At 65.8% G+C, this 11277-nt stretch carries 11 protein-coding genes and 1 pseudogene; 9 read left to right on the top strand and 3 right to left on the bottom strand.

Annotation, left to right across the window (positions count from 1 at the left end; all coding sequences use genetic code 11):
- Nucleotides 1-549: 549 nt before the first annotated feature.
- On the bottom strand, nucleotides 550-1326 hold the full coding sequence (locus tag ABT300_RS36210) for an enoyl-CoA hydratase/isomerase family protein (protein WP_351685144.1): 777 nt from the start codon (nucleotides 1324-1326) through the stop codon (nucleotides 550-552).
- A 216-nt stretch (nucleotides 1327-1542) separates the two neighbouring features.
- Between ABT300_RS36210 and ABT300_RS36205 the strand changes: the two genes are divergently transcribed.
- The 8 genes and pseudogenes from ABT300_RS36205 to ABT300_RS36170 all read left to right on the top strand — a co-directional run bounded on the left by ABT300_RS36205 (nucleotide 1543) and on the right by ABT300_RS36170 (nucleotide 8122).
- A complete protein-coding gene (locus tag ABT300_RS36205) occupies nucleotides 1543-2757 on the top strand; it encodes an acyl-CoA dehydrogenase family protein (RefSeq protein WP_351685141.1) in 1215 nt (404 codons plus the stop codon).
- Between the two features lie 30 nt (nucleotides 2758-2787).
- On the top strand, nucleotides 2788-3342 hold the full coding sequence (locus ABT300_RS36200; RefSeq protein ID WP_351685138.1) for a carboxymuconolactone decarboxylase family protein: 555 nt from the start codon (nucleotides 2788-2790) through the stop codon (nucleotides 3340-3342).
- A gap of 112 nt (nucleotides 3343-3454) precedes the next feature.
- Nucleotides 3455-4612 (top strand): thiolase family protein, encoded by a 1158-nt coding sequence (locus ABT300_RS36195; protein WP_351685135.1) that lies wholly within the window; start codon nucleotides 3455-3457, stop codon nucleotides 4610-4612.
- Nucleotides 4613-4703: 91 nt separating this feature from the next.
- A pseudogene (locus tag ABT300_RS36190) lies at nucleotides 4704-4790 on the top strand (zinc ribbon domain-containing protein); the annotation flags it as partial.
- Nucleotides 4791-4805: 15 nt separating this feature from the next.
- The gene (locus ABT300_RS36185; protein WP_351685148.1) at nucleotides 4806-5054 is read left to right on the top strand and encodes a Zn-ribbon domain-containing OB-fold protein; all 249 of its coding nucleotides are present in this window, start codon (nucleotides 4806-4808) and stop codon (nucleotides 5052-5054) included.
- Nucleotides 5051-6343 (top strand): CaiB/BaiF CoA transferase family protein, encoded by a 1293-nt coding sequence (locus ABT300_RS36180; RefSeq protein WP_351685132.1) that lies wholly within the window; start codon nucleotides 5051-5053, stop codon nucleotides 6341-6343. Before ABT300_RS36185 ends, ABT300_RS36180 begins: the two co-directional genes overlap by 4 nt.
- A 2-nt stretch (nucleotides 6344-6345) precedes the next feature.
- Nucleotides 6346-6801, top strand: coding sequence for a MaoC/PaaZ C-terminal domain-containing protein (locus tag ABT300_RS36175; protein WP_351685146.1), 456 nt, complete (start codon nucleotides 6346-6348; stop codon nucleotides 6799-6801).
- Between the two features lie 544 nt (nucleotides 6802-7345).
- Complete coding sequence (locus tag ABT300_RS36170; protein ID WP_351685130.1) at nucleotides 7346-8122, top strand: FadR/GntR family transcriptional regulator; 777 nt, start codon at nucleotides 7346-7348, stop codon at nucleotides 8120-8122.
- Between the two features lie 88 nt (nucleotides 8123-8210).
- Here ABT300_RS36170 and ABT300_RS36165 read toward each other — a convergent pair whose 3' ends face one another.
- Nucleotides 8211-9575: an ISNCY family transposase gene (locus tag ABT300_RS36165; protein ID WP_351685127.1), complete on the bottom strand. Its 1365-nt coding sequence runs from the start codon at nucleotides 9573-9575 to the stop codon at nucleotides 8211-8213.
- A gap of 988 nt (nucleotides 9576-10563) precedes the next feature.
- Here ABT300_RS36165 and ABT300_RS36160 point away from each other — a divergent pair.
- Entirely contained in the window at nucleotides 10564-10896 is a 333-nt protein-coding gene (locus ABT300_RS36160; protein WP_351685124.1) for a carboxymuconolactone decarboxylase family protein, read from the top strand.
- Between the two features lie 7 nt (nucleotides 10897-10903).
- Here the strand turns inward: ABT300_RS36160 and ABT300_RS36155 are convergent.
- Nucleotides 10904-11277 (bottom strand): transposase (locus ABT300_RS36155; protein WP_351685121.1); only part of this gene is annotated, 374 nt, incomplete at its 5' end.

Raw genomic sequence — 11277 nt, 5'->3', positions numbered from 1 at the left:
GTGCCCATAAAACCATTGCCCAGCACCCGCCCCCGAGCACCCTCAACTACCCCGCCACCAGGACATATACCCAGCGAAAGAGGAATCCAGCACTAGTCCGCGGTGGGATGGTCGGCTGGGAATCCACCCCACCGACGCCTACATCGCACCTTCATCAGCGCGGTGACCTTGACTGACTCGTTCGTGGCGTTCGTGGAGCTATCGACCCGCATCAGTCTCAGCCCGTTGATGTCTCCGGCAAGTATGTCCTCAAAGTCACTGCTGTCCCTCGGGCTTCGTGTGGCCGCCTGCCGGCCACACGAAGAGTGTTGCTGGCCGAGGCCAAGGTGTCCTACGACATCTCCTTCGAGACAGCCTGATGGGATCAACGACGACTGTGCCGACCCCAGCGCCGAACTCGTGCTGCGCCCTTTTGCTGGCATGCCGGTGTTCACGATGGGGGAGGCCGGTCGACAAAGTCGAAGCTCCGCGCGGGGCGCCGGCATCGTTCGTTCCAGACGGATGGAACTCGACTACTGTCGGACTTTGAAAGAATATTTATTGTGTTATTTAAGGGTGTTTGCTCCCTGAGCTACCGGCGGCCAGTGTCGTCTCCTTGTGCTGCTTCAGTGCGTAGTCCCGGAAGCGGTCGGCCTCCGCGGCTGACTCGCTAGTCATCTCGAGTCCGCTCAGCAGCGAGTTCTTCGCCATCGCGAGGCTGGTCGGCGGCAGTGCGAGAAGGGTCCTGATGGTGTCCTCGACCTGCACATGCAGTGCGTGGGCGTCGGCGGCCACGCCCTGGACGAGGCCGGCCCGGAAGGCGTCCTCCGCGCCCATCGTTGTCCCCAGGAGGAGCATCTGCATCGCACGTCCCTGGCCGATCTGGCGCGCGAGCCGCGATGTCGTGGCGTAGGGAGGGATGATGCCGAGTCCTACCTGGGGCAGCTTGAACCGGGCCCCCGCGGATGCGAAGGTCAGGTCGGAGAAGAGGGCGAGCTGCATGCCGCCACCGACGGCCCATCCGTTCACCTCGCTGATGATGATCTGCCGGCACCGGCGCATCAGGTCGAACACGCCGGGCTCGCCGGCCAGGCACTCCTCGAGCCGGGGAGCTGTGTGCACCCGCGGCTCCTTGAGGTCGGCGCCGGCGCAGAATGCCTTGTCTCCTGCCGCCCTCAGCAGGACCACGCGTACGTCGGCGTTCCCCGTGAGCTCGGAGAAGGTGCGCTTCAGCTCGGCCGTGAGCGCCCGGTTGAGCGTGTTCATCTGCTCGGCACGGTTGATCGTCAGGCGGGCAAGGCCGTCGCTGATCTCGGTCAGGAGGACCTGCTCGTCGGTGTTGTTCATGGGGTTCTGCTCTCCTCGTCGGTTCGCGGTCTGGGTGCGGTCCTGTGAGAACGAAGGGACTGGGGCACTTTGACAGTCTAGTTCTTGTCAGATATTAAGCAGAATGCATATGGTTTGGAGGTGGCTGTCAGTCTCCGGCCAACGACAGACCTCCCCTCAGGCGGTATGGGCCCGCAAAGGACCCAAGAGTGAGAAGGAAGACCGATGGATCCTGTGATGACTGATGAGATCGAGGCCGTTCGCGATCTGGTGATCCGCTTCATGCGGAACGAGGTCGTTCCGTTCATGGACGGCTTCGAAGCGAGGGGTGAGTTCCCGCGGGATCTCATCGGGAGGGCTGGTGAACTCGGTCTCTACGGAGCGGTGTTCCCCGAGTCCGTGGGTGGCAGCAATATGGGGTTCCTGGCCGCTGCTGTCATCCAGGAGGAGATGGCGCGTCACGACCCGCGCTTCGCCTCCTGTAACAATCAGCAGGGCTCGACCTGCCCGATGTCCATCTACGCGGCCGCCACGCCCGACCAGGTGATGAAGTACGTCCCGGACATCCTCGCCGGCAAGAGCATCGGGATGATGGCGCTGACTGAGTCGGGCAGCGGCTCGGATGCCGCAGGGGCCATGAAGACCGTGGCGCGGCGCGACGGCGATGTCTATCGCATCAATGGTCAGAAGATGTGGGCGTCGATCGCCAACCAGACCGACGTCGGCATCCTCTTGGCGAAGACCGACCCGGAGGCGGGAGCGCGCGGCGTTTCGGCGTTCATCGTCGAGCCGAAGAAGTACCCGGGCTTCACGGCCGAGCCGATCGACACTCTGCTCTCCAAGTCCTTCCGGACCAATATCGTCTATCTCGACGACTTCGTCGTGCCCGTCGAGAATCGTCTCGCTGGGGAGGGCGACGGGTTCAAGGTCATCATGCAGTCCCTGCAGCTGGGCCGCCTGATGGTGGCCGGCAAGGCGCTCGGCACCGCCCGTGCCTGCTTCGACGACGCGGTCGGGTACGCCAATGAGCGCGTCGTTCGGGGACAGCCGATCGGTCGGTTCCAGATGATCCAGGCTGACATCGCCGAGATGGCCGTGGCCATTGAGGCCAGCAGCGCGCTGGTCTACAAGGCGGCAAACGCCATGGACGAGTCGCAGCCGTCCAACCGCATCTCGTCCCTGGCGAAGTTCCACGCGTCGCAGACCGCGAAGTTCTGCGCCGACAAAGCGGCCCAGATCTTCGGTGGCTACGGCCTGGCGCGCGAGTACCGCGTGTCGTGGCTCAAGGCGTACGCCGACCACTACTTCAACGGAGAGGGCTCGGCCAACGTGCAGAAAATCCTCATCGCCGAGGATGCACTCGGTTACAAGGAGGCTGACCGCCACCACGGCAAGACCGGCCTGCGTGACGTGCGCAAGGACGACGTCGCGGACGAACTGGTCGCCTCCTGATCCTCCGATCGGTCTCGAAAGGGGAGCCCTGTGCCGTTCTTCGCATCGTTGCCGGAGGATGCCGGCCCACCGAATGTGTTCGTTCTCTACCCGGAGGTCTACCGTCCGTGGTCCGAGATGAGCGAGGCTCTCATGAACGGGCCGTCGTCGTTGACCCAGGGGGAGCGGGAGTTGATTCTCGCGTACGCCGCCGGTGTCGGAGGCTGTGAGTTCGTCGCCGGGGCTCACGCCGAGGTCGCCTATGCGTGGGGCGTGGAGCGAGGTCTGGTCGAGGCACTCCTGGAGGACCTGGACACAGCTCCGGTGGGAGTCCGGCTCCGGCCGCTGCTCGCCTACGTCCGCAAGTTGACGCTGACGCCCGGGAAGCTGGCTCAGGCTGACGCAGAGGCGGTCTTCGGCGCCGGCTGGGACGAGAAGGCCCTGCATGATGCCATTGCTGTTGCCGCCCGGGCTGCGTTCATGCGCATTCTCGTCGAGGGGCATGGGTTCGCCCCTCCATCGCGTGAGGTAGCCGCAAAACACGCACGGCGCCGGGTCGAGCGCGGCTACGTCAACCTCTACTCCGCCTTCCGCGAAAGAGGCTAGGGCGCCTATCGACAGGTGACGTGAGGCTTGACGTGCGACGTCCATCGGTAGTTAGATAGCAGACAGTTAAATGTCAGACTGAGCGAGAGTGGACGGTCCGATTATGGAACCATTGGCGTCAGTCGTTGGCATCGGAGCGTTGCCGGTCGGCAAGTACGTTGACGTCCTCGAACACGAGATGATGCTGCGGGCTTTGGTGGAGGCGATGGCGGACGCCGGCCTCAGCAAGAACGACATCGATGCGCTGGTGTTCTGCCTGCCGCGTCCGTACGCCGAGCAGCGATACTTCGGCACGTTCATGGCCGGCTACTTGGAGATGCCGATCGACGACATCCTGGTCGAGGTGCTCGGCAACGGCATGACAGGCGGCCTGGCATTCGACCTCGCCGTCGACCGAGTGGCGTCGGGCAAGGCCAAGGTTGCCGTGGCGCTGGGAGTGAACCGGGAACTGCACGTCCCGACCGGCGAGCACATGCATCTGTCGATGCGTGCCGTAGGCGACGTGGACTTCCATGTCCCGTTCGGGGTCACTCCGATCTCCTGGTACGCCCTGAACGCGACTCGCTACATGCACGACTACGGCCTCACTCGTGAGCAACTTGCCGCCATCCCGGTGAAGAACCGCAAGCACGCCTCGCTGAATCCGATCGCCCACCTGCGCAAGGAAATCACGGTCGAGGACGTCCTCAACGCGCGGCCGATCGTCCGGCCGCTGGGCCTGCTCGACGTGCCGCCGCGGTCGGACGGCGCCGTAGCGATCGTCGTCGCCCGCCCCGACGTCGCGCGGTCCCTCGGCCGGTACGTTGACGTGGTGGGCCGTGGCTTCTACCACGAGGGCATCCACCAGGTCTCCAGCCGCCCCCGCGACCTGACCTGGTTCGAGTCCGCGGAGGTGGCCTCGGCGAAGGCATACCGTTCGGCCGGCATCACGGCCGCCGACCTTGACTTCCTCGAGGTCTACGCGCCCTGTTCGATCGTGGAGCTGATCCTCACAGAGTCGGTGGGCCTGTTCCCGAGAGGTACTGGCGGCCTGGCCGCCGGCGACGGTGCGACGAGCATCGGCGGGCAGGTCCCGGTGTCGCCGTCCGGAGGCCTGGCGAGCCGCGGCCACCCGCCGCACGTCACCCCGCTCTACAACGTCTACGAGGCGGTGCAGCAGCTTCGTGGTGAGGCCGGTGCCCGGCAGATCGCCGACGCGGGCATCGGCGCCGTGACGGCGGAGCTGGGTGACTACAACGCCACGATGATGCACATCCTGACGAACTCCTGACCGGGCGAGAGGTGAGATTGCCCCATGACGAAGACACTGGCGTACCCCCCCCCGCGTCACCGAATTCACCCGGCCGTTCTGGGACGGACTTCGTGAGGGACGGTTCCAGACCACGAAGTGCCGAAAGTGCGAGCACATCACGTTCCCGCCCAAGCCCGTCTGCCCCGACTGCTGGAGCGACGACGTGGAGTGGATGGAGCTGAGCGGTCACGGCGTGTTGCGCAGCTACACCGAGGTCAGTGCCGCGCCTGCGATCTTCGCCGATGAGGCGCCGTACGTGCTCTGTCTGGTGGACCTCGACGAGGGTGTGCGCTGCGTGAGCCGCGTGAGGGCGGCCTGGGACGACCTGACCCCGGACATTCGGGTCCGGGTCGTGATGCGAGAGGCCGAGCCCACCTATCTGTTCGACTTCGTGGTCGGCGATGAAGGAGAAGTGAGTTGACCAGCAACGCAACTATCGACACCGTCACCGACGGCGTGCTGTCGGATCTCAAGGTCGTCGAGCTCACCCACCTGATCGCCGGCCCGTACTGCGGCATGCTGCTGGCCGACGAGGGTGCCGATGTCGTCAAGATCGAGCCGCCGCAGGGCGAGCAGAGCCGTGCGCGTCAGCCCGTCCGGCAGACCGACGAGGGCACCGTGTCCGGCTACTACGGCTCGCTGAACCGGCGCAAGAGCAGTGTCGTGCTCGACCTCAAGAGCGAGGGCGGGAGTGACATATGCGAGCGCCTGCTCGGAGAGGCGGACGTGTTCATCACCAACATGCGCGCCTCGGCCCTCGAACGGCTCGGAATCCACCCGGTGGAACTGCGGGAGCGATACCCCAGGCTGATCATCGCGGTCATCTCCGGGTTCGGTCTCTTCAACTCGGGCCAGGACGCGAACCGTGCCGGGCTGGCGATGGTGGGCGAGGCGCTGTCGGGCTCGACCGGGCTGACCCGCGACCGCTCCGGTCGTCCAGTGTGGTGTGGCTTCGCCCTCGGCGACATCGCCGCGGCGATGACCGCGCACTCAGCGATCCTGCTCGCGCTGCGTCACCGTGAGCAGACCGGTGAGGGCCGCCTCATCGACTTGGCTCTTCCGGAGTGCACGCTCCCGTTCATGACAGTGGCCCTGGCCCGCATACAGTCGGCGAGCAGTGACGTGGCGCAGGCTGCCGGCTCCAACAACTTCCACGGCGTTCCCTATGGAGTCTTCGAGGCGAAGGACGGCTACTTCAACATCGGAGTCAACCGCGACGAACTGTGGCAGCGCCTCGCCAGGGCGATAGGCCGGCCCGAGCTCGGCGACGATCCGCGCTACGCGACGTACCTCGAGCGTTCGAAGCGAAAGGCCGAGGTCGAAGAGGCCGTGGAGGCGTGGAGCAGGAAGCTGCCGCGCGACGAGGTGATCGAGGCGATCACGCGCGCTGATGTGCCGGTTGCCCCGGTCCTTGACATGCAGGAGGTGTTCGAGCTCGAGCACTTCCACGATCGAGGCATGTACATCGAGGTCGACGACGGCATCGGTGACACTTTCGTCCAGCCGACCGACCCCACCGGCTTCGCCGTACAGGAGCGGGCACGCATTCCCCGTCTGGGCGAACACCGCGACGCGGTGCTGACCGGCAGGTTCGGCCTCAGCCAACACGAGATCGCAGCCTTGGCGTATGCCGGCGCCTTCGGCCCGAACCAGGTGGAAGAAGAACTCCAAGTCACCCCTTCTGTGGCCGGTGCAGGACGGCAGAAGTGACCATGGAGCGCCCTGAGTACTACTTCGAGGACTTCCAGCTCGGTGACGAATTCGTCACCCCGAGCCGGACCATCGGCGAGTCCGATATCTCGCTGTTCGCCGGGCTGTCCGGTGACTACAACCCCATCCACACCGACGACATATTCGCGAAGGCCAGCGCCTTCGGGCAGCGCATCGCGCATGGTCCGCTCGGGTTCAGTGTCATGACCGGGCTTTCGAACCGGCTGGGGATCTGGGAAGCGTCCACCATTGCCCTCCTCGGAATCGAGGAGTGGCGGTTCCTCAACCCGATCTTCGTGGGGGACACGGTCCACGCGGTGGTGGAGATCGTCGGCAAGCGTGCAACGAGTGACGGGCGTCGCGGCGTGCTCGACCGGAAGTACACCCTGACCAACCAGCACGGTGAGGCCGTGCAGCAGGGACGACTGCCGCTCCTGGTGAAGCGCCGGCCTGCCTGAAGGCTGTTCCGTGACTACTCATCACATCACGGTTGGGATGGGCTCGCCCTGGGCCGCTGTGATCACGGTGACACCGGCTGAACAGCCCCTGATACCGAGCTGACCGACCCTGTGTTGCATTGGGAAACTGGCGAACAGGCGAGGAAACGGTGCTCATCGGGCACAGTGCCCCGCTCGCGCGACCACACGGTGGCTGAGAGGTCCAAGCACGGACCGACTGCAGCGACATCAGGTCGTCGACGCCAGTATCTGCCATGCCGTCGTGGCCGGTTGCTGGGCAACCACAACGCAGAACCCCCACGACCGTCGACGGCGGCCTGTCCGAACCCGAGCGTCTCGTATCACAGGGATGGGTGGTGGGGCCGCCCACGACATCCCGCTTGGCGTCGCCCGTCCCGTCGTACGGCGGTGGCGGAGAGCATCACCGCCCCCACGCTCAGTTGCCGAGTCGGCCCATCACTCGATGGGGACAGAGCGAGTACTCTATTTTCCAGTAGGTATCCATTCTTAAACTCTGTCAACCGTCGTACGTTAAGGGGCGCTCGTGAACGACAGGCCAACAGACCTCAGTGTGGCCGCGCCGAAGCTCGGGCAGCGGGTCCTGCGCCCGCGGGAACAGGTTGAAGAAGCGATCAAAGAGGCCGTGCTTGACGGACGGCTGCGTGCGGGGACCAAGCTGCCCGCCGAGTCGGAGCTCGCCCGCCAGTTCAGCGTCAGTCGGCCGACGATCCGAGAGGCTCTGAGCTCGCTCCAGACCAAAGGTCTGATCCGTAAGGTTCCTGGTATGCATGGCGGAAGCTTCGTGCAGGCCGTTGACTACAAGGCGCTCGGTCAGGTGGTGCAGGAGTCGATGCACAACCTGCTCAAGCTCGGCGGCGTGGACTTCGAGGAGGTGGCACTCGTCCGGGAGCATCTCGAGGTGCCGTCGGTCATGCTCGCGGCAGGGAATCGTACGGAAGCGGACGTCGCCGAGTTGCGTGGGATCGTCAAGGAGCAGAAGTCCCGCTCCGTCGACGACCCGCTCGTCCCTGAACTCGACGCGCGATTCCATACCGCAATCGCGCGAATGTCTGGTAACCGGGTGCTCGCGTCACTCGTTTTTGCGCTGCACCGCGAGACTGAACCGGTGCACCACTTGGACCTCTCGCCCGAGGTGGGCCGCGAGACCGTCGCGCAGCACGACCGGATCGTGAAGGCAATCGCCGACGGCGACGCTGCGGCGGGAGAGAAGGCCATCAAGGAGCATCTGGCCTACCTGCGAGAGCACGTCAGTCCCGCGTCGGTGCCGTCGGGTGCGGGTGCGGGGGCGACTGCCGACTAGCTACTTGTCCCTGAAAAAGGATTTGGCCTGGTGGAAGAACCGTGGCTGTGGAGTGGTCCGGTTGTCGGGCGTCGGGTGCCGTCGTCGTTCAGCGGGCGGTGACGGTCATCCGGTGGAGGTTGTAGGCGAAGATTCCGTATCCGGCCCAGGTTTGGGCGCCAGCGAGGCGGCGGAGGCGGGTGCGGCGGAATCCGAAGGTGCGCTTGAGGTGGCTGATGCGGGCTTCGATGCCGACTCTCCAGTTGCGCATCCGTCGGAACGGGCGGCTGCGTTCGTATTCCCGGCGGGCTTTTCCCGGGGTGCCGGTGCGTTGGAGGCCGATGCGCCGGACCCCGAGTTCGGCAAGGGCCCGGTCGTTGGCCGCGGTGCCGAAGCCGCGGTCGGCGACCACGGTTGCCGGCACGCGACCGGTCAGAGCGGTCACCCGCTCGACCGAGGGCACCAGTTGCGGGGCATCGGCCGGGTTTCCGCGGTTGACCTGGTGGTCGAGGACGAAGCCGTCTTCGTCTTCGGCCACCAGCGCGGTGTAGCCGAACTGGGTGGGGTGCTGGGGCTTGCCCTTGCGGATCGGCCGGGCGTCGGGGTCGGCCAACGACACCAGCCGGTCGGGGATCGTGCGGATCCCCGTCAGCCGTAACGCGGTCTGTTCCAGCAGGCGCCGGGTGCCCGCCACCGTCTCGGCCAGCTCACCGACCAGGTGCGCCAGCCGCCCCGAGGGCCTCCTGTGCAGTGTGCGCTGCGCGTTGCGCTCCACGGCGGCCACATTCCGCAGCGTCGCACGAGCGATGGCGGCGACCTCGCCGGTGAGCCGGTCGATCTCGCCCAGGGCCTGGCCGGTGCGGCGTCGCAGGGTCTGGGAGATCTGCTTCAGGCGGAGCCCCGCTGATCGGCTGCGGTCCCGGAACGGAGTGCGCCCGGCCGCGCCGGCGGCCTTGATCCGACGCACTAGCCGGCCCAGCTTGCGGACCCCGTGCTCCAGCAGGTCGGCGTCCGTGGGGTGGTCGATGTCGGCCTCGATCACCGTGGTGTCGATGCGCAGCTTGCGGCACCGCAACAGCTTGTCCTCCACCAGCTTGCCCAGCAGTGCGGCGTTGAGCTGCTCGATGATCTGGGGGCCGCTGCGGCGCACGAGCTTGACCAGCGTGGTCGGGTGCGGCACCGGGGAGGTCAGCGGGATCCGGCAGAACCGCCGCCAGCTCAGCGAGTCCGCCACCTCACGGCACAGCGACTCGTAGCCGAGCTGGTACCGGTGCTTGAGATACAGCAGCCGCAGCAGCGTTTCGACCGGGACCGACGGCCGCCCCAGCCGTTCGGCGAACACGGCCCTCCACGGGGCGATGAACCGCTCATCGTCCAAGTACGCGTCGATCTCGGCCAGCTCGGCGGGTAACTGCCGCGCCTGCTCCGGCAGCACCTCCCACCATGCGTCCCGTGGTCCGGACACACGCAACATCGCCACCACCCCCTGCCGCCAAGACCCACCCCCACTCTGGCGGCCGCAGGCGACCCGCACCAGCACTCCGCGCAGGTCACCTCAGCGCAAGCCCCGACTTCTTCAGGTCTCGTGGTGTGAGGCCGCTGCATGCTCGGCAGTCCGCGTCCAGCCGGTGAGAAGGGCGAGCGTCTGGGTCCCGTTGTTCCCTCTCTCAGTCAGGAACGTGCCCCGGGCTGCCGAGCACCTGGACGCCCATCGCAACCCGGTGCCGCAACGCGTCTCAGGCGCCGGGACGCTGATAACCGAACCCCTTGCCCTGGAGATTGTGTACCGCGTGGTGCCGCGCCTGCTGGCACGGCACCACGAGTGAGAGAAGAAGCCTCGCTGTGCGAGTCGACGCTCAGGATGAGTGGGCCGCCATGACCGCGTTGGTTGTGCGGTGGGTCAGCGTCGTTCTTCACCATCGGATTGACGCCGAGCGCCGGCATCGCGGCGCTGCCCCTTGCCGTCGAGGGGGTAGGTGAACCCTCTGGCAGGCATCGTCGAGGGAGACTGCCTCAGCGCCGTGGTCCTCGACGATGACGATCCAGTCGGTGCGGGAGCGGTAGCGCACCTTTGAATGCCTTGTGCTCGATGGTAGTCCAAGGACGTCGTCGAGGCGTGCGGGAACTGCTGGACTCCCTCGACGGGGAAGCCGTGCGGGCCGGACGCTCCGCTCAACTCTTCATCAGGCCAGCCTGTCCGGGGCCCGACAAGGAGCCACGTCCTCGGCGGCGTAGAAGCCTGTGGCCATGGATCTGCGCGGCGCGGGGGTCGCTTGCAGCTCCCGGCCGCATCTCCACCAAGCCGGATCTACCATTGACGATCGCTTCAATGTCAGACAAAATTAATGATGTAATTTTGAGGCGAATATTGATCGCCCAAAGAGATGTCAAAGCCCTACGCGTTGTCGATCTGGCCATCCCAGGGCCGAGTTCCACCGGAACGTCAGGCGAAAGGACAGCTGATGACCAACCCGAGCTCGAACCCGGTGTACTCCGCGGTGCCTCAACTGGGACGGCTTCGAGAGGAGGTGCTGTTTGGTGATGTCTGGGAGCAGCCCGAACTGAGTCATCGCGATCGCAGCGTCGTCACCTGCTCGATCCTGGCCGCGCTTGGACGAACCGACGAGCTCGCGGTTCATTTGCGCCGCGCAGTGGACAACAGCGTCACTGTCGATGAGTTGCGTGGCCTAATCGTTCAGACGGCGTTCTATGCGGGCTGGCCGGCTGCGGTCGGCGCGGCACGGGCCGGACTTGAGCTTTTCCAAGAGGCTGCTGGCTCAGATACCGACGTCTGAGTGGACGTTACTGACGTTGTTGTCGTGGTGTCGTCGAGGTGAGGCCGGTTTCGGCGAGGTATCCGTCGATGAGGTTGCTGCGGTACTGGATCTTGCGGAGACCATGTCGGAGCGTGCTGATGAGGTGTTCGGGGTCGGAGAAGGCGGTGTTGGCCTGGCTGCTGCGCCGCAGCAGGGACCAGATGCCCTCGACGGGATTGAGGTCGGGTGCATAGGCCGGCAGAAAGTAGCAGGTGATCCACTCGTGGGTGTCGACGAACTCCCTCAGCCGGCGGTCTTTGTGGACGGTGAAGTCGATCCGGGGCGCGGTGCCGGTCTTGTCGACCGGCCCGTTTCCCCAGACCGCTTCCCGCACCCGGCGTGCCCGTTTCCGAGCACCGG

This window comes from Streptomyces sp. NPDC001027 (assembly GCF_040299045.1).
Taxonomy (GTDB): domain Bacteria; phylum Actinomycetota; class Actinomycetes; order Streptomycetales; family Streptomycetaceae; genus Streptomyces.
This window is presented reverse-complemented; position numbering and strand designations above follow the sequence as displayed.

What these genes read in the sequence shown, in the direction of transcription:
- ABT300_RS36165 (WP_351685127.1), bottom strand. Translation starts at nt 9,575, where the DNA reads ATGTTGCGTGTGTCCGGACCACGGGACGCATGGTGGGAGGTGCTGCCG.
- ABT300_RS36160 (WP_351685124.1), top strand. Translation starts at nt 10,564, where the DNA reads ATGACCAACCCGAGCTCGAACCCGGTGTACTCCGCGGTGCCTCAACTG.
- ABT300_RS36185 (WP_351685148.1), top strand. Translation starts at nt 4,806, where the DNA reads ATGGAGCTGAGCGGTCACGGCGTGTTGCGCAGCTACACCGAGGTCAGT.
- ABT300_RS36210 (WP_351685144.1), bottom strand. Translation starts at nt 1,326, where the DNA reads ATGAACAACACCGACGAGCAGGTCCTCCTGACCGAGATCAGCGACGGC.
- ABT300_RS36175 (WP_351685146.1), top strand. Translation starts at nt 6,346, where the DNA reads ATGGAGCGCCCTGAGTACTACTTCGAGGACTTCCAGCTCGGTGACGAA.
- ABT300_RS36205 (WP_351685141.1), top strand. Translation starts at nt 1,543, where the DNA reads ATGACTGATGAGATCGAGGCCGTTCGCGATCTGGTGATCCGCTTCATG.